We start from the raw sequence: 17,996 nt of genomic DNA, 5'->3' as shown, positions 1-17,996 counted from the left end.
AGCCTTTCGTGACTCACAGCAACCGCATGCTTCTCGGCGTAAACATCGACCACGTGGCGACCCTGCGCCAGGCTCGGGGCACGCGTTACCCTGATCCGGTCAAGGCTGCCCTGGATGCCGAGGAAGCAGGCGCCGATGGTATTACCGTGCACCTGCGTGAAGACCGCCGGCACATCCAGGAGCGTGACGTGGTTCTGCTCAAGGATGTACTGCAGACCCGCATGAACTTCGAGATGGGCGTCACCGAAGAGATGATGGCCTTTGCCGAGAAGATCCGCCCGGCGCATATCTGCCTGGTACCCGAAACACGTCAGGAACTGACCACCGAAGGCGGCCTGGACGTGGCGGGCCAGGAAGCACGGATCAAGGCTGCGGTTGAGCGCCTTTCGCGTACCGGTGCTGAAGTGTCGCTGTTCATCGATGCCGACGAGCGGCAGATCGAGGCATCGCGTCGCGTTGGCGCGCCTGCCATCGAGCTGCACACCGGGCGTTACGCCGATGCCGAGACCCCGACCGAAGTGGCCGAGGAACTCAAGCGTATCGTCGATGGCGTGGCGTTTGGCGTGGGGCAGGGGCTGATCGTCAATGCCGGCCACGGGCTGCATTACCACAATGTTGAGGCGGTGGCGGCAATCAAAGGCATCAATGAGCTGAACATCGGCCATGCGCTGGTGGCGCATGCGCTGTTCGTCGGCTTCAAGGCCGCAGTGGCCGAGATGAAGGCGCTGATCGTGGCGGCTTCGCGCTAACCGCTGGTCGCCTGTACCGGCCTCTTCGCGGGTAAACCCGCTCCCACAGGTACCCTACAGGCCTGAGGCGTGTGCGATCCCCTGTGGGAGCGGGTTTACCCGCGAAGAGGCCGGTACAGGCAGCCGATCAATCGGCAGGAAACACCAGGGTAAACCGAGTAGGTCCCAAGGGGCTGCTGCTGACCTCGACCCGCCCACCATGCAACTGCATGATCGATTTCACGATCGCCAGCCCCAACCCGGTCCCTCCCTCGAGCCGCGAGCGCCCCGAACCCACCCGGTAAAACCGTTCGAACAAGCGCGACTGGTGTTCTTCAGCAATACCAGGCCCCTGGTTTTCCACCGAAAGCCGAACTTCGCTGCCCATGCGCTCGATACGCAGTTCCACAGGATTGTCATCGGGGCAGTGCCGAATGGCATTGCTCAACAGGTTCGACAGTGCCCGCTGAAACATCAGCCGATCTCCCTGCGCCGTCCCCCAGCCATGCACACGTAACTCAACCCCTTTCAGCTCGGCACTGAACGCAAACAACTCGACAACCCGCGCCGTCTCGTCGGCCAATGCCATGGGCTTGAGCGCGACCTGGGCCTGGGGTTGGTCGACCTGGGCGAGGAACAGCATGTCATTGATGATGCGGTTGAGCCGGGTCAGTTCTTCGATGCTGTCTTCCAGCACTTCCCGGTAATTCGCGTTGTCCCGTTCGCGGGCCAGCGTCACTTGCGCCTTGCCCATCAGATTGCTCAACGGTGTACGCAGTTCATGGGCCAGATCATCGGAGAACTGTGACAGCTGTCTGACGCCCTGATCGAGGCGGTCGAGCATCACGTTGATGCTGCTGGCCAGCTCTGCCAGTTCCAGCGGCAGGCCGGTAGCGGGCAGGCGATGTTGCAGGTCCTGGGCCGACACTCGCCCGGCAATGCGCCGGAAGTGCCGCAGTGGCTTCAGGCCTCGCTGCATCAGCCACCAGGCACCGGCCCCGATCAGTAACAGCAGCAGCGGCAGCGCGAGCAAGGTGGAGTGCAGGTAGGCCTGCAGCAGGGCGTTGTCGTCGGCGCGGTTGAGCGACATCATTACCTTGACCGGGGTGTCGTCGCGCAGGCGCATCAGCCGGGTCACGGTGAGTATCTGGTTGCCATTGCTGTCGCGCCACGCATGAAAGGCCAGGCGGGCACCAGTGCGCAGCTCGCCTACCTGCGATTCCAGCGCTGGCCCCAGGCTGAGCAGGTGCGGGTGGCGGCCTTCGAGGGCCAGCACGCTGAGGCTGAGGTTATCGTGCCCCATCACCAGGTCGAGCAAGGGATGGGCGCGGCTGCCCAGATCTTCGCTACGCAGGTCGACGCGCAGGTTGTGCTCGACCTGCAGCATCTTGCGCGCCAGGTCCTTGCGTGCTCGGCTGTCCAGTTCGTGATCGAGGGCGAACACGGCAAGGCAGGCCAGCAGCAGCACCAGTGCGGCGCCCATCAGCGTCACGCTCAAACCCAGGCGCAGTGACAGGCTCGCGTTTTTCAAAAGCGTGCCTCGAGCACGTAGCCGACGCCACGCAGGGTATGGATCAGCTTGTTGTCGAACGGGTCGTCGATCTTTGCCCGCAGGCGCCGGATCGAAACCTCGACCACATTGGTGTCGCAGTCGAAGTTCATGTCCCACACCAGCGAGATGATCTGAGTGCGCGACAGCACCTCGCCGGTCTGGCGCATCAACAGGTGCAGCAGGGCGAATTCCTTGGCGGTGAGGTCGATACGCTGGCCGGCGCGGTAGGCGCGGTGGCGGCCGGGGTCCAGCTCCAGATCGGCGACGCGCAGAGTGCTGGGCTGCAATTGCTGGTCGTTACGGCGCAGCAGGCTGCGGATGCGGGCCAGCAGTTCCGGGAACTCGAAAGGTTTGAGCAGGTAATCGTCGGCACCCAGGTCCAGGCCCTTGACCCGGTCTGCCAGACGGCCGTGGGCGGTAAGCATCATGATGCGCGTGGCCGATTCAGCGCGTAGCCGCTGCAGCACGGTCCAGCCATCGAGTTCGGGCAGGTTGACGTCGAGGATGACCAGGTCGTACGGCTGCTGGCGTGCCAGGTGCAGGCCATCGGTGCCGGTGTGGGCGCAGTCGACCACGTAGCCGTTCTCGCGCAGGCCCTGTTGCAGGTAGTCGGCAGTACGCAGTTCGTCCTCGATGATCAGTAGGCGCATGGGTGGGCTCGGTGTGATGAAAGGGGACGATTCTCGACCCTGTAGTGGCATCAGGGTCAAGGCGCAGGATGTTACGGCATGAGTAAGGGCGTGCGGCGCAGATAACGGATTTGTAATGCTGCTGTTATCTGGCTGTCTGTTCGGGCCCTATCGCCGGCAAGCCAGCCCCCACAGGTACTGCATAGTTTTCAAAACCTGTGGTGATCCTGTGGGAGCTGGCTTGCCGGCGATAGGGCCCGAACAGGTAAAACAAGGCCACATTGCAAGACTGTAATCCCCGCCTCACCTTGCCGTTAGCCAGCCCTCGCTAGGATGGCGCTGTCTGATCGGTTATCACGAGGCAACCACGATGAACCTGACCAAATACCTGCTGTTGGCCACCCTTGCCCTGGGCAGCGCCAGTGTTTATGCCGAGGGCGGCGCGGAACGTTCGAAACAATTCTGGCAAGCGTTCCGCGAAGACCAGCAGCGCCTGCATGGCGACAAGCAACAGGCCGTTGCCGAGCGTGAGCGCAAAGCGCAGCAAAAGGCCCGCGAGTTGGCCAAGGATTGAGTGACAGCACCTGCGCCGTGACAGCTCCTCGGCGCAGGTGTATTCAGGCGCCCATCCGGGCGCCTTTTTTATTTGCGCGCCAGCAGGGTGGCGCGGCGAGGGGCCGGCAGGCCTTCGATGGTCTTGCTGTGGTCGTTCGGGTCAAGGAAGTCGCCCAGTGACTGGTAGCGCATCCACTCGGTGCTGCGCTGTTCCTCGACGCTGGTCACGCTTACGTCGACGCAACGCACCTCACTGAAACCGGCACGGCGCAACCAGCGTTCCAGTGCCGGCACCGACGGCAGGTACCAGACGTTGCGCATCTGTGCATAGCGGTCCTCAGGTACCAGCACCTGGTTTTCGTCACCCTCGATCACCAGGGTTTCCAGCACCAGTTCCCCGCCCTTGACCAGGCAGTCCTTGAGCGCCAGCAGGTGTTCGATGGGCGAGCGACGGTGATAGAACACCCCCATGGAAAACACCGTGTCGAAACCTTCGAGATTGGCCGGCAGGTCTTCCAGGGCGAAGGGCAGATGCCAGGCGGGTAGCTCTGGCAGGTATTGCTGGACGGCCTGGAACTGGCAAAAGAACAACCAGTTGGGATCGACGCCAATCACCATGTCGGCACCGGCACCGAGCATGCGCCACTGGTAGTAACCGTTGCCGCAGCCCACGTCGAGCACGCGCTTGCCCTTGAGATCCAGGTGCGGGCCGACCCGGGACCATTTCCAGTCCGAACGCCATTCGGTGTCCACATGCACGCCGAACAGGTCGAATGGCCCTTTGCGCCAAGGCGACAGGCCCATCAGTGCCTGGCGCATCTGCGCACGGGTGGCATCGTCGCAATCGCAGTCCAGGCGCAGCCCATTGACCAGGTCGATTTCGCTCGGTTGCAGGGCGGGCAGGGCTTCCAGCGCACCGCGCCAACGGTCGAGGTCACCGTGGCCCTTTTCCAGCTTGGCTTCCAGTTGCGCTTGCAGGCCTTGCGACCAGGAAGCCAGAGGCGTACCCGCCAGGCGGCGGACGAGGGGGGACAGATCGATCATGGGAGGGCAATCAAAGAGGCGAAGTTAAGACATTGGAACCAGGGCACCACCTTCGAGAAACCGGCTGCGCGCAGGCGCGCCTGGTGGGCTTCGAGGGTGTCGGGCCTCATCACGTTCTCGATGGCGCTGCGCTTCTGGGCAATTTCCAGTTCGCTGTAGCCATTGGCACGTTTGAAGTCCAGGTGCAGTTCATTGAGCAGGTCCTGCTGTTCATGATCGGCGAAGCGCAGCTTTTCCGAGAGGATCAGCGCACCACCAGGCAACAGCGCCTGGCGAATACGGCTGAGCAGCTCTAGGCGCTGGTCAGGGGCGATGAATTGCAGGGTGAAGTTCATCGCCACCACCGAGGTGGGCTCGAAGGGCAGGGCCAGGATGTCGGCTTCCAGCACCTGCACCGGCAACAGTTCCTGGAACATCGAGTCCTGGGCGGTGAGGTACTGGCGGCAACGCTCGACCATCGCCGTGGAGTTGTCCACGGCGATCACCCGGCAGCCGTCACTGCGCACATGGCGGCGCAGAGACTGGGTAACGGCACCCAGCGACGCACCCAGGTCGTACAGCGCGGTGTGCGGCTGGGCAAAGCGCGCGGCCAGCACGCCGAGGTTCTCGACGATGGTCGGGTAGCCCGGTACCGAGCGCTTGATCATGTCCGGGAACACACGCACCACATCCTCGTTGAAGACGAAGTCGGGCACTTGCTCCAGGGGCTGGGCGAAAAGGCGGTCGGGCTGTTTGCTCACGGCGGGCTCGATACAGGGTGAAACGGAGGCGCATTTTAGCCAAAGGCCACGCGTCTTGCCATGGCAATGCTTCAGGAGGGCCGGACGGTTACCCCAGACTAAAGCGAAGTTTCCCACATCGTTACTTTATCAAAGCGACAGTATCGAGACTGGAGAACAAACAAAATTCAAGTGCATGAATTTGCATGCTGTTGTCAATATCATGAGGTGAGTAATGACTGTCGCAACTGACCTGGAAAAGTATACCGTAGATGAAATGGATCCGCTGAGTAAAGTTAAAATGCTACCGGAGCGCTATTTTGAGTTCCTTGGAAGCCGACTGAGCAATGGTCAGCAAGCAGGCAGCTTGTTGACTGCGGAGAATCTGAAAGCAATAAAGAGGTATGCCAACGTGGTGAGCCAGTTGCCGCGTACCTTGGACCAGGTCGAAAAGGAAGTTGACTATGCAGCCTTGAGGCTGGACGCTTCGCTTGTGTATGAGCTTTATCGTGCGCTGCACAGGCATATTGATGTATGGGACGAGCTTGAGCGAAGCGTCAAGCAACTTGGCCCGGAAATTGAACTGTTCGCCGAAAGCCTTGTACAGCGTGGCAGTACCCTGTTGAACAATCTGGAAAACAGCGATGTGTTTCTGGCGATCAAGAGCTCCAGGGCCGAACAGGGTGACGACGTGTATATCACGGCGTTGAGTGAAGATGAGCAGGCACAGCTAAGGAATGTGCTGGCACCTGGTATTACCGAATTGGTAAGGGAAATCGAAGGCACTCGGCGTCGCATCGATGAAGTCGACGCCCGGGCCAATTGGTTCAATAGTGAAATCAAACGCGAGATCAAGCCGCGCCTGGGGCGCTTGATCACGCATTTCGACGAAAAGGCTTCCAGTGAAGTCATCATGCAAAAGCGGCAGCAACTCGATGAATGGGATGAAAAGATCGATCAGCTGGCGTCCGATTATTCTGCCAACGTGGGCTATGCATTCACCGGGCTTTGGTTCGGACCGATTGGCGTAGCCGTGACCGGAGGCGTTTTTGGCTCCAAAGCCGAAAGCATTCGGGCAGAAAAGAATGCACTGATCGAGAAGCGTGATGAGCTGGCGCAGGAAATGGCAAAACTCTTGCCAGCCCTCCAGGACTTCGAGCGTATCTCGACATTGGTCAGGGATTTGCAGTTCAGGTGCAAGGACCTGTCATCGGCAACTCGGCGTCTGGCGGACGTCTGGTTGTTCATGGCTTCGTATGCCAATAGCTCGGTAAACGAAGCAAAGGAATTGAAGGATATAAAACAGTTGGAGGCGTTCGTTCATGATTTTTCGGAAGTCATCAGACCTTGGGAAAAAATAGGGAGCATCTGCCACACCTTGTCTGAACTGTTTGATGAGCTCGTTGAAGAGTATGAGGATGCCTGACATGGACGTAGTAGATATCAAAGCCGCTGTGCCCGACTTCGTACGCATGCAGCAAGTGCAAGATCAGATATTCAGCCTTGAAGACGCATGGGGCATGAAAGTGCTCCCGCGGGCGCGAGAGCAACTTGGTGAGTTACGAGTGCTGTTGCTGGCAGTCGAGCGTTCTTTCAAGGAAAGCCTGATAGGCGCTATCGTGTTGCTGGAGGACCGGCAGTTTATTTCAAGCCATCCAGATGCTGATACCCACCACAGGTTGGCAACTGTTCTGAATCGTCTGAGTCAGCATCACTCGGTACTGGCCAGGCAAAATCAGCGTCTGGAACTGTTCTCGTTAGCCGCCTTGATTGAGGCATTGCCGGAACTGGAAAGCCGCGTCGACCTGCATAGGCAGCAAGTAATGGCGTTCGATGAACGCTTGACTGAACTGCGGCAAAAACAGACAGATATCGTCGCGGCTATCGAGGTACTGGAAAAGCCTTCTGTTGCCAGTGCCTTCAAGGGGCTTATACCGAACGATGACGAGATTGACCAGATAATCGGCTTGATCACGGATCCGAAAATCGATTCGAGTGTGCTCAAGGCGGCAACGCAAAAGCTGCACAAGCATGCTGATGTGCTGGAAGGGGTCAAGACATTCAGGGACTTAAGTAACGCCCGCAGCAGGCTTGATGCAAGAATCGAGGAGGCACTGAGTGACCGGCGGCATGCTCAGCAAACCTTGGAAAGCACCCTGGATGAGCGAGATGCCGTCAAGGCATTGGCCGGGGTTGAGCCACTCAAGAATGAGTGGCTGCAAGAGCTTCGCAAGTTGGAGCTGCAGTGGCAGGGTCAAGCTGAAAAGCTCGACCCGACGATGGCTTTGCCGGATGGCACGGCCGCGTTGCAAGATCTCTGCGAGTACCTGAAGGTGGTTCAGATGGCGTATGACCGCAGCTGATTGCCCTTAACGGACGATAACTTTGCATTCGAAGGTCTGCACCGGGGCGACGTCTTTAGCCCAAGGTTGTTGGTAAAGCAGCAGCAACTGGGATGTGCCGACACTGCTGGCCTTGTAGCGCCAGGTAGAGACACCGGCGCTGCCGACCATGTCTTCCTCGGGGGCGTTGTACACCTCCGGGCCGAGGCTTTTCAGCACGTTCGAGGCGGGGTTCTCGACGCGCCAGCGGTAGCCGGTGGATGGATTGCTGGGCAAGCTCAGGGTCAGCACCTGGCCAACCTGCAGGCGTGTCGGGCATTCGCTTTCGGCGTCCAGTTCGACGGGTTGCGTAGGCTGTTGGGCGCAGGCGGAAATCAGGGCGAAGCTCAGGGGAACGAGCAGACGAGGGGCGGTCATGTTGGCTCCGGAGGCTGACGATGGCCTGAGGATAACCGATGATCGAGGAGATTTGTGTTGCCTGTGCCGGCCTCTTCGCGGGCAAGCCCGCGAAGGGGCCGGAGCAGCTCAGAACAGGACTTTGGCCACGTCGGCGAAGCGCTTGGCGAAATGCACTGTCAGGCCTTCGCGCAGGTAGTCCGGCAGTTCTTCATAGTCCCCACGGTTGGGCTCCGGCAGGATCAACTCGAAGATCTTCTGCCGCCGCGCCGCAATCACCTTCTCACGCACACCGCCAATCGGCAGTACCTGCCCGGTCAGGGTCAGCTCGCCGGTCATGGCCACGCCCTTCTTCGGCGCCTGGTCTCGGGCCAGCGACAGCAGGGCGCTGGCCATGGTGATACCGGCACTCGGGCCGTCCTTGGGCGTGGCGCCTTCGGGCACGTGCAAATGAATGAACGCTTCGTTGAAGAAACCTGGGTCACCACCAAACTGCTTGAGGTTGGAACTGACGTAGCTATAAGCGATTTCGGCCGACTCTTTCATCACATCACCCAGCTTGCCGGTCAGCTTGAAGCCGCGGTTGAGGGTGTGGATGCGGGTGGCTTCGATCGGCAGCGTGGCGCCGCCCATGCTGGTCCAGGCCAGGCCTGTGATCACGCCTTTGCCGGCCAGCACCTGCTCGCTGCGGAACACGGGCATGCCTAGCGCGGTTTCAAGGTCCTTGGCGCCTATCTTCAGTTTGGCTTCGGGGGTCTCCAGCAGCTTGACCACGGCCTTGCGCACCAGCTTGCCCAGTTGTTTCTCCAGCTGGCGCACTCCGGCTTCGCGCGCGTAGCCTTCGATTACCGCGCGCAGGGCACTGTCGCTGATGCCGAGGCTGGTCTTGGCCACGCCGGCCTTTTCCAGCTGCTTGGGCCACAGGTGGCGCTTGGCGATGGCCAATTTCTCTTCGGTGATGTAGCCGGACAGACGAATCACTTCCATGCGGTCGAGCAATGGCCCGGGGATAGAGTCCAGGGTGTTGGCGGTGCACACGAACAATACCTTGGACAAGTCCAGGCGCAGGTCGAGGTAGTGGTCGAGGAAGTCGACGTTCTGCTCCGGGTCGAGGGTTTCCAGCAGTGCTGAAGCAGGGTCGCCCTGGTAGCTCTGGCCCATCTTGTCGATCTCGTCGAGCATGATCACCGGGTTCATCACTTCGACGTCCTTCAGTGCCTGCACCAGCTTGCCGGGTTGGGCGCCGATGTAAGTGCGGCGGTGGCCCTTGATTTCGGCCTCGTCACGCATGCCGCCGACACTGAAGCGGTAGAACGGCCGGCCGAGCGATTCGGCGATGGATTTGCCGATGCTGGTCTTGCCTACCCCGGGCGGGCCCACCAACAGCACGATCGAGCCGCTGATCTCGCCTTTCCAGGCGCCCACGGCGAGGAATTCGAGTATGCGTTCCTTGATGTCGTCGAGGCCGGCGTGGTGCTGGTCGAGGACCTTGCGCGCGTGCTTGAGGTCGAGCTTGTCCTTGCCGTAAACGCCCCAGGGCAGGGCGGTGGCCCAGTCCAGGTAGTTGCGGGTGACGGCGTATTCGGGCGAGCCGGTTTCGAGAATGGCCAGCTTGCCCATTTCTTCGTCGATGCGCTTGCGCGCCTGGTCCGGCAGGGTCTTGCCTTCGAGGCGCTGCTCGAACTGCTCGAGGTCGGCGCTGCGGTCGTCCTTGGTCAGGCCCAGCTCCTGCTGGATGACCTTGAGCTGTTCCTTGAGGAAGAACTCGCGCTGGTGCTCGCCGATCTGCCGGTTGACCTCGGCCGAGATCTCGTTCTGCAGGCGCGCGACCTCGACTTCCTTGCGCAGCATCGGCAGGACCTTTTCCATGCGCTTTAGCATGGGGACGCAGTCGAGCACTTCCTGCAACTGGTTGCCGGTGGCCGAGGTGAGTGCGGCGGCGAAGTCGGTGAGTGGCGACGGGTCGTTGGGGCTGAAGCGGTTGAGATAGTTCTTCAGCTCTTCGCTGTACAGCGGGTTGAGTGGCAGCAGTTCCTTGATCGCGTTGATCAGTGCCATGCCGTATGCCTTGACCTCGTCGGTCGGCTCGGCGGGCTGGCGCGGGTACTCGACCTCGACGAGGTACGGCGGGCGGTGGTGCTTGAGCCAGGTACGGATGCGTACCCGGGTCAGACCTTGGGCGACGAACTGCAGTTTGCCGTTTTCGCGGCTGGCGTGGTGCACCTTCACCAGCGTGCCGTACTGCGGCAACGCAGAGGTATCGAAGTGGCGGTGGTCCTCTGGCGGGGTATCCATGAAGAACAGGGCCAGGCTGTGGTCTGGGGACTTGGCCACCAGGTCGAGGGTTTCTGCCCAAGGTTCTTCATTGACGATGACCGGCAGCACCTGGGCCGGGAAGAATGGACGGTTGTGGATCGGGATCACGTAGACCTTGTCCGGCAGTTGCTGGCCGGGCAGGGCGAGGGCGTGGCCGGTTTCGGCCTGGGGAGTGGTGTGTTCGACTTCGCTGTGTTCGTCGGGATGTTCCGGGAAATCCTGCTGGTCGCTCATGGGGCACCTGCGTGAATGACTATGGTGCTTAGATGGGGCGCGGGGGGATGGGTTTCAATGGTAGATGATGGCAGGAGGGAAGGGGATCTTTGGTGGCCTGTTCCGGCCCTATCGCCGGCAAGCCAGCTCCCACTGGTGACCCACTGCTTTCAAGGCTAGTGAAGTACCTGAGGGAGCTGGCTTGCCGGCGATGAGGCAAGTACAGCGGGTGAGCCCCGCTGGCGGGGCTCGGCAGCTTTACTCAGCCAGTTTATAGGCGATGATGTAGTCGCCCATCCTGGTGCCCAGCGAGCCATGCCCGCCGGCAGTCACCAGCACGTACTGCTTGCCATCCTTGCCGGTGTAGGTCATCGGCGTGGCCTGGCCACCCGCAGGCAGGCGGGCTTTCCAGAGTTCCTTGCCGTTGTTCACATCATAGGCACGCAGGTACTGGTCCAGGGTGCCGCTGAGGAAGCCGACGCCACCAGCGGTGACGATCGAACCGCCCATGCTCGGTACGCCAACCGGCAGGCCGATCGGCACTGGGGTGCTGTCGCGGGTGGTGCCGTTCTTGTGCTTCCACACCACCTTGTTGGTGAACAGGTCGATGGCGGCGACATAGCCCCAGGCCGGGGCCTGGCACGGGACGCCCAGTGGCGACATGAACGGGTGCATGGTCACCGCGTACGGCGCGCCGGTGTTCGGCTGCACGCCGCTGGTCTCGCTTTCGCGCTTGCTGCCCTCGGCCACCTGCTCACGCGGGATCATCTTCGACACGAAGGCCATGTAATTTGGCGAGGTGAACAGCAATTGGCGCACCGGGTCGACCGACACGCTACCCCAGTTGAACACACCTACGTTGCCGGGGTAGACCAGCGACCCTTGCTCGGACGGCGGAGTGTATTGGCCTTCGTAACGCAGTTCGCGGAACTGGATGCGGCACAGCATCTGGTCGAACGGCGTTGCGCCCCACATGGCCTGTTCGGTCAGCTCGGGGCCGAGCAGGTTCAGGTCGGAGCGGGCCTGGGTCGGCGAGGTGTGGTCGCCCTTCACCGCACCTTGAGGGGTGGGGATCTCACGGATCGGCACGATCGGCGTGCCGTCGCGGCGGTCGAGTACGTACAGGCTGCCTTGCTTGGTCGGCACGATGATAGCCGGCTTCACGCCATCGTCGGTCTTCAGGTGGACCAGGGTCGGCTGGCTGCCGACATCCATGTCCCACAGGTCGTGGTGGGTGAACTGGTAGTTCCAGCGAGCCTTGCCGGTGGCAAGGTCGAGGGCGACCACGCCGGCGCTGTACTTTTCGGCACCCGGTGTGCGGTTTGCGCCCCACTGGTCCGGGGTCTGGTTGCCCAGTGGCAGGTAGATCATGCCGAGGTCTTCATCGACGCTGGCGATCGACCACATGTTGGCCGAGTTGCGGCTGTACATCTTGCCGGGAGCCAGTGGCTTGGTGTCGTCCGGGTTGTTGCTGTCCCAGTTCCACACCAGGTGGCCATCGTGCACATCGTACGCACGGATCACGCCGGATGGCTCGTTGGTCGACTCGTTATCGGTGACATGGCCACCGATGATCACCAGGTCACGGGTGATCGCGGCTGGCGAGGTGGAGTAGTAGCCACCAGCGGTGAACGGGCCGATGCCGGTAGTAAGGTCGATCACGCCCTGGTTGGCGAAGCCTTCGCAGACCTTGCCGTTATCGGCATTGATGGCGATCAGGCGGGCGTCTGCAGTCGGCAGGTAGAGACGACGAGGGCAGGCCTGGGCCACGGCCTGGCCGGCGTCGGTGATTTTCGGAGCCGGGCTGCCGTCGCGGCTGACGTAGCGGTTTTCGTCGTAGTACGAAACGCCGCGGCAAGTCATGTGAGCAAAGCCTTTGAAGGTGCCGACCGGGCTCTTGACCTGCGGGTCGTAGCGCCAGATTTCCGCGCCGGTGTCCGGGTCCAGGGCCAGCAAGCGGCTGTGCGCGGTGCAGGCATAGAGCATGCCGTTGACCTTAAGCGGGGTGTTCTGGTTGGTCAGCTCCACCGGGTCGTTTTCGGTCGGCAGGTCACCGGTACGGATGCGCCATGCCTCTTCCAGGCGGTAGGCGTTCTGCGGGGTGATCTGGCGCAATGGCGAATAGCGGTCGCCGTGCTCGGTGCGGCCGTAGGCTTGCCATTCACCGTCGGGCATGGCCGGGGCAGCGCTGGCCATTTCGCTGCTGTCGCGGCCCAGTTCGCCGAACACTTCACCGGGGTGGGTGAACTGGCTGCCCAGGGCGCAGGCGCCCGAAGCGACCACTGCAACGCCGAGCAGCGCAGTGTTGGCCTTGCTGGCCGGGCCGATCAGTGGACGACGCGCCCAGGGCAGCAGCAGGACCACGCCGATGGCAAACCAGATGGCCAGGCGTGGCACCAGTTGCCACCAATCCAGGCCCACTTCGAGCAGGGCCCACACGGTGCTGCCCAGCAGTACCAGGCCGTACAGGCCCAGGGCGAGGCGGCGCTGAGCCAGCAGCAGGATGCCCGACAGGGCAAAGCCGATACCGGCGATCAGGTAGTACAGCGATCCGCCCAGCTGGCTCAGCTTGATGCCGCCGGCCAGCAGGGCCAGGCCCATCAGCAACAGCAGCGCGCCGATCAGGCGCGGTAGCCAGCGGCTTCCATTGTTGGCACCTTCAGTGCTCATCGTAGGTTCTCCGTCAGGTCAAAAAGGGGTTAGAAACTGCTCTGGATCTTCAAGCCGCCGATCAGGGCGCCATCGACCTGCGACACCCCGCCCGGGTGGCGGATGTACTGCAGGTTGGGGCGGACCGTGAGCCAGTCGGCCAGGTGAATGCCGTAGTACAGCTCGGCGCTGTATTCGGTGTCCTGCACCGGCAGGAAGCCTGGATTGTCATAGTCGTCGGTGCCAATGGCCTGGTTGGCCAGGCGCGCGTTCTTGCGATAGGCAGGGTTGACGTGCACACGGGCCAGGGCGAAACCGATGTCGTCCTTGGCGCGGGCGTCGAAGGGCCCTTTGTATACCAGTCCTGCCTGCACATAGTTGTCGATGGCATTGGTCTTCTTGTCGTGCATCGTGGCGTTGGCGAACAGGCTCAGGCCACGCGACTGGTCGGACGCCAGCGAAGTCACCTGCTGCTGGGCGCCGAGCCACAAGCCGTGCTTGCTCGAACTGCTGCGGTAGGCGGCGCCGCTGAGCGCTGCGGGCTGCCCGTTGCTGTCCTTGAGAACATCCTGTGCCTTGGCATTACTGTAGTAGTAGCCGGCGCGATATTCCCCTTTCAGACCATTGACCTGTGGGCTCCATACCAGTTCTATCGGCATTACCGCGCCTTGGGTGCCGCTGCCGCTGAGCTTGAAGCCGTTGCCTGACTCCAGGTTGGAGGGGTTCTGCTCGAACACGCCGACCTGGGCGTACAGCGCATTGCTGAGGTTGTAGCGCACGCGCAGGGCCCACTGGCTGACCGGCCAGTTGTACCAGATGCCGCCTACCCAGTTGCCTACCTGCGAACCGCAGAAGGCCAGGTTCTGGAAGTCGCAGGGGAAGCTGTTGAAGTCCTCGCCTTCGCCGAAACGGCCGAATTTCACATCCAGTGCGCCATCGAAGTACTTCTGCTTGATCCACATCTGCGTCAACCGCCAGGTTTCGCCACGGCCCCATACCTCCTGGGCCGAGGTGAAGCCGCCGACACGCGGGTCGTTGATGCGGTCGTTGCTGATGTTGTCGCCGTGACGCTCGGTGATGGTCAGCTGGAATTCGGTGTCGTGCCAGCCAAGGATCTTCTCCAGGTCCAGGTGGCTGCCGAAGGTGAACTGGTCGCTGTAGCGCGCGGTGCGGTCGTGGTCGAAGCCACCATGCAGGTTGCTGCCCATCTCGCCGGTGTAGCCGAGGGTGAAGTCGTAGCCTTTTTCCAGCAGTTCGCTGCGGGTGCCACCCCAGTCGCCGAGCATCCACGGGGATCCTTTGGCGAACATTTCGCTGGCGTCAGTGGTGGCCGCCAAGGCGCTGAGTGCAAGGCCGATGTAACAGGTTTTGGGCAGTTGGAACATGAGATAGCGCTATCTTTTGATTATTGAATAAACGGCAAGCGCATCGAAGGGCGGGCCCTTCAATGGATATGGCAACAAGATGGTTTCGATGAAGCGATTCAGCTTGCGGCGGGGAGGATATAGGGGAAGTTGTAAGAAAAAAAGACAAATTGTCGCAGTGGATTGTTGTTCGACAGGTAACAATTGGCTGCAGAGGGGGCTGCTTTGCAGCCCAATCGCCGGCAAGCCAGCTCCCACAGGATCGCGTTGCACGTGAGGCAGAAGCAATACCGGTGGGAGCTGGCTTGCCGGCGAAAGGGGCGCGAAGCGCCCCCGCAACTTCAGAAAGTGGTACGCAGCCCCACTTCCACACTGCGTCCCGGCGCTGGGGCGATATCGCGCAGGATCGAACTGGCATAGCGCACGGTCTGGTCAGTCAGGTTCTCGCCGCGCACAAACGCCAGCCATTGGCTCTGGCCAACTTCGAAGCGGTAGCCAACGCTGGCCCCCAGCGTGGTGTAGCCATCGGTACTGGTTTCGTTGGCCGGTTTTCGATGCTGCGACGCAGCATGCTGCACATCGACCCGCGCCTGCCAGCGGTCCAGTTCCCAGACCAGGCCGCTGTTCAGGCGCAGTGGGGCGATGCGTGGCAGCGGCTCGCCACTGTCGAGGTTCTTCGCCCGGGTGTAGTCACCAGAGAGCTCGAGGGCAAAGCTGCCATAACGGTTCTCGGCCAGTTGCCAGCGGTCCTGGGCCTCGATGCCATAGAAGCGCGCACGCACGCCCTGGTACTGGTATTCCGGGAAACCGTCATGGTCGTGATCGTGGTCATGGTCGTCTTCGTCATGGTCGTGGTCATGCCCCTCGCGAATGTTGCCGGTGCCGATCAGGCCGATGTAGTTGCGGAAGTGACTGTAGAACACCCCGACACTGCCCTTGTGGGTGCCGTTGTCGAAACGCAGGGCCAGGTCTGCGGAAATGGCTTTTTCCTTGTTCAGGCTGGCATCGCCAACCTCGAAGGCTCCAGTGGCCACGTGGGCACCATTGGCATACAGCTCGTAGAAGGTCGGGGCGCGCTCGGTGTAGCCGAGGTTGGCGGCCAGCGACCAGATCGGGTCGAGCTGGTACACCGCCCCGGAAGACAGGCTGAAGGCATTGAAGCTGCTGGCGCTGTCAGCGTCGGCGAAGTTTTCGTTGCCTTTGGCATCCGGGTCGACCCGGGTGTGTTCCATGCGTGCGCCCAGGCTCAGGTTCAGGCGCTCGGTGGCTTGCCACTGCTCCAGCATGAACAGCGCCAGGCTGTCGGTGTCGGTGTGCGGGACGAAGGCTTCCTCGCCCAAGGCGGAGAATTCGTTGCGGCTGACCTGAGCGCCGATCACGCCTTCTACCGGTCCGAGCGGTTGGTGGCGGGCTTCGATACGTGCCTCATAGCCCTTGTTCCTGAAGGTGGTGTGGACCTCGCCTTCTTCGATTTCACGGTGCTCGTAGTCGGTGTAACCGGCATCGACCTTGACCGAAGTGAACGGGCCGTCCAGGTCACGCAGCTCGGAGGCGAAGGCGTAGTGGTCCTGCTTCATGTCCAGGCGCACACCCGGCTCGGCCACCGAGCCATAGTTGCTGTCGTAACGGCTATACGACAGGCCGGCGTAACCGTGGTCCCAATGGTAGGCACCACCCACGGCGCCACCGTCCTGGCGGCCGTCGCTGTTTTCCAGGCGGTGCTTGCTACCGGGTTCGTCGGCGTCGCGCACCTTGGAACTGCGCGCGTAACCAGGGATGCGCAGGTCGTTGAACTGGCGGCTGTTGGCATCCAGGTGCAGGGCGAAGGTACCGTTGCCGGCCTCCAGCTTGCCTGCGCTGCTGCGGGTGGTATCGGCGCCGCCGTAGCGCAGTTCACCGGCACCTTGAATGCCCTCGATGGGAGCATCCGGGATTCGATTGTCGAAGGTATTGACCACGCCGCCGATGGCGTTGCCGCCGTAGAGCAGGGCAGCCGGGCCACGGACGATCTCGACGCGGTCAACGGTCACCGGGTCCAGCGGCACGGCGTGGTCGTAGGACAGCGATGAAGCATCCAGGGCGCCGACGCCATTGCGCAGGATGCGAATGCGGTCGCCATCCAGGCCACGAATTACCGGGCGACTGGCGCCTGGGCCGAACCAGGTGGAGGCGACGCCGGGCTGCTTGTTCAGGGTTTCACCAAGGCTGCCGTGCTGCTGTTGCAGCAGGTTGTCGCCTTCGAGCACGGTACTGGGGGCGGCCAGTTGGCTGTTGCCCAAAGGGTTGGCGGTGATGACCTGGGGATCGAGTTCCACGGCGTGGCTGGGTGATGCGGTCAGCCACAGCGCGATGGCGAGGGGAGAGAGGCGAAGCGGTGTGTACAGCATGGGGATGGGGCGTTCCTTGGCAGATGCTTTTGTATTGTTACAATATAACATCTCTATTTCAGCACAGAGTTTTTGCGCCTGGCCAGCGGTTTTTCTGTCGACTCACCTGATCCCACCCACCACTACACTCGTGTAAGGTGCGCATCTTTCATACGGAGCACTGGCATGAGCACGGCCCAACACAATGCGCTGCACGGCAAGACCCTCGAACAGATCCTCACCGAGCTGGTGGCGCACTACCAATGGCAGGGCCTGGCCGAGCGCATCGATGTGCGCTGCTTCAAGAGCAACCCGACCATCAAGTCGAGCCTGACCTTCCTGCGCAAGACGCCGTGGGCACGGGAAAAGGTCGAGCAGCTGTACGTGAAGCTGCAGCGCCAGGCCTGACATGCCGCGCCGTCCCTGGCTGACCGGCATGGCCGTGCTGGGTTGGTTCGGCCTGGCCGTGCAGGTGTACCTGGTGCTGTTGGCACGTTGGCAGGAACAGGCCAGTCTGGTAGGTGGCCTGATCAATGTGTTCGGGTATTTCACCGTGTTGACCAATACCCTGGTGGCAACGGTGCTCAGTTATGCGGCGTTTGGCCGGGAAGGCGGTGCCAAACGTTTTTTCCTGTCGCCTGCGGTGAGTTCCGCAGTAGCCGCCAGCATCGTGCTGGTGGCATTGGCCTACAGCGTGCTGTTGCGTCACTTGTGGCAACCGCAGGGCTGGCAATGGCTGGCGGACGAGTTGCTGCACGATGTGATGCCCGTGCTATATGCCTTGTACTGGTGGTGCGAAGTGCCCAAGGGCAGGTTGCGGCTATGGCATCTGCTGGCCTGGGCGGTGTACCCGGCGGCGTATTTTGCCTACGCGCTGTGGCGGGGGAGCGAGATTGGTGTGTATGCCTACCCGTTCATCGATGTGGCGAGCCTGGGGTATGGGCAGGTATTGCTCAATGCCCTGGGGGTGTTGGCGGGGTTCTGGGGGATTGGGCTGGTGTTGCTGGGGCTGGACAGGTGGCGGGGGCTGCACAGGTTGGCTTGACCTGCACTGGCCCTATCGCCGGCAAGCCAGCTCCCACAGGAATTGCGCAGCCCTTTAACGCTGCGGGGTACCTGTGGG

The 17,996-nt window shown here is 61.8% G+C and carries 15 protein-coding genes; 6 read left to right on the top strand and 9 right to left on the bottom strand.

All coding sequences use genetic code 11. From position 1 onward, the window contains the following. Positions 1-26 precede the first annotated feature (26 nt). Positions 27-749, top strand: coding sequence for a pyridoxine 5'-phosphate synthase (gene pdxJ, locus IRZ77_RS13925; RefSeq protein WP_153670549.1), 723 nt, complete (start codon positions 27-29; stop codon positions 747-749). Between the two features lie 127 nt (positions 750-876). On the opposite strand, the gene IRZ77_RS13920 is transcribed toward pdxJ, so the two are convergent. Further along, entirely contained in the window at positions 877-2,259 is a 1,383-nt protein-coding gene (locus tag IRZ77_RS13920) for a heavy metal sensor histidine kinase (protein ID WP_196173693.1), read from the bottom strand. Next, positions 2,256-2,930 (bottom strand): heavy metal response regulator transcription factor, encoded by a 675-nt coding sequence (locus tag IRZ77_RS13915; protein WP_003258489.1) that lies wholly within the window; start codon positions 2,928-2,930, stop codon positions 2,256-2,258. Before IRZ77_RS13915 ends, IRZ77_RS13920 begins: the two co-directional genes overlap by 4 nt. A gap of 349 nt (positions 2,931-3,279) precedes the next feature. Between IRZ77_RS13915 and IRZ77_RS13910 the strand changes: the two genes are divergently transcribed. Further along, the gene (locus IRZ77_RS13910) at positions 3,280-3,483 is read left to right on the top strand and encodes a hypothetical protein (protein ID WP_108481787.1); all 204 of its coding nucleotides are present in this window, start codon (positions 3,280-3,282) and stop codon (positions 3,481-3,483) included. Positions 3,484-3,551: 68 nt separating this feature from the next. On the opposite strand, the gene cmoB is transcribed toward IRZ77_RS13910, so the two are convergent. Further along, positions 3,552-4,508 carry a tRNA 5-methoxyuridine(34)/uridine 5-oxyacetic acid(34) synthase CmoB gene (cmoB, locus tag IRZ77_RS13905; RefSeq protein WP_085601580.1) on the bottom strand — a complete coding sequence of 319 codons (957 nt, stop codon included), beginning with the start codon at positions 4,506-4,508 and terminating at the stop codon, positions 3,552-3,554. Continuing rightward, positions 4,505-5,248, bottom strand: coding sequence for a carboxy-S-adenosyl-L-methionine synthase CmoA (gene cmoA / locus IRZ77_RS13900; protein ID WP_196173692.1), 744 nt, complete (start codon positions 5,246-5,248; stop codon positions 4,505-4,507). The genes cmoB and cmoA overlap by 4 nt, the downstream gene beginning before the upstream one ends. Positions 5,249-5,462: 214 nt before the next feature. On the opposite strand from cmoA, the gene IRZ77_RS13895 reads away from it, so the two are divergent. Then, complete coding sequence (locus IRZ77_RS13895) at positions 5,463-6,653, top strand: alpha-xenorhabdolysin family binary toxin subunit A (RefSeq protein WP_135001476.1); 1,191 nt, start codon at positions 5,463-5,465, stop codon at positions 6,651-6,653. A 1-nt stretch (position 6,654) separates the two neighbouring features. Next, a complete protein-coding gene (locus IRZ77_RS13890; RefSeq protein ID WP_108481790.1) occupies positions 6,655-7,590 on the top strand; it encodes an alpha-xenorhabdolysin family binary toxin subunit B in 936 nt (311 codons plus the stop codon). Between the two features lie 6 nt (positions 7,591-7,596). Here the strand turns inward: IRZ77_RS13890 and IRZ77_RS13885 are convergent, their stop codons facing one another. The 5 genes from IRZ77_RS13885 to IRZ77_RS13865 all read right to left on the bottom strand — a co-directional run bounded on the left by IRZ77_RS13885 (position 7,597) and on the right by IRZ77_RS13865 (position 16,894). Beyond that, positions 7,597-7,986, bottom strand: a complete 390-nt coding sequence (locus IRZ77_RS13885) for a protease inhibitor I42 family protein (protein WP_046614779.1) — start codon at positions 7,984-7,986, stop codon at positions 7,597-7,599. A gap of 108 nt (positions 7,987-8,094) precedes the next feature. Continuing rightward, on the bottom strand, positions 8,095-10,515 hold the full coding sequence (lon, locus tag IRZ77_RS13880) for an endopeptidase La (protein WP_046614778.1): 2,421 nt from the start codon (positions 10,513-10,515) through the stop codon (positions 8,095-8,097). A gap of 237 nt (positions 10,516-10,752) precedes the next feature. Then, positions 10,753-13,164, bottom strand: a complete 2,412-nt coding sequence (locus IRZ77_RS13875; protein ID WP_085601574.1) for a glucose/quinate/shikimate family membrane-bound PQQ-dependent dehydrogenase — start codon at positions 13,162-13,164, stop codon at positions 10,753-10,755. Positions 13,165-13,193: 29 nt separating this feature from the next. Further along, complete coding sequence (locus IRZ77_RS13870; RefSeq protein WP_135001473.1) at positions 13,194-14,528, bottom strand: carbohydrate porin; 1,335 nt, start codon at positions 14,526-14,528, stop codon at positions 13,194-13,196. A 320-nt stretch (positions 14,529-14,848) separates the two neighbouring features. Then, positions 14,849-16,894 carry a TonB-dependent receptor gene (locus IRZ77_RS13865; protein ID WP_196173689.1) on the bottom strand — a complete coding sequence of 682 codons (2,046 nt, stop codon included), beginning with the start codon at positions 16,892-16,894 and terminating at the stop codon, positions 14,849-14,851. 165 nt (positions 16,895-17,059) lie between these two features. Between IRZ77_RS13865 and IRZ77_RS13860 the strand changes: the two genes are divergently transcribed. Together IRZ77_RS13860 and IRZ77_RS13855 are read left to right on the top strand one after the other, a co-directional pair. Continuing rightward, complete coding sequence (locus IRZ77_RS13860; RefSeq protein ID WP_003252112.1) at positions 17,060-17,281, top strand: VF530 family protein; 222 nt, start codon at positions 17,060-17,062, stop codon at positions 17,279-17,281. 1 nt (position 17,282) lies between these two features. Next, the gene (locus IRZ77_RS13855) at positions 17,283-17,918 is read left to right on the top strand and encodes a Pr6Pr family membrane protein (protein WP_135001472.1); all 636 of its coding nucleotides are present in this window, start codon (positions 17,283-17,285) and stop codon (positions 17,916-17,918) included. Positions 17,919-17,996: the final 78 nt, after the last annotated feature.

Origin of the sequence: Pseudomonas pudica, assembly GCF_015680405.1 — a bacterium.
Taxonomy (GTDB): Bacteria; Pseudomonadota; Gammaproteobacteria; order Pseudomonadales; family Pseudomonadaceae; genus Aquipseudomonas; species Aquipseudomonas pudica.
The sequence above is the reverse complement of the archived record's forward strand: the minus strand, read 5'-3'. Positions and strand labels throughout refer to the sequence as shown.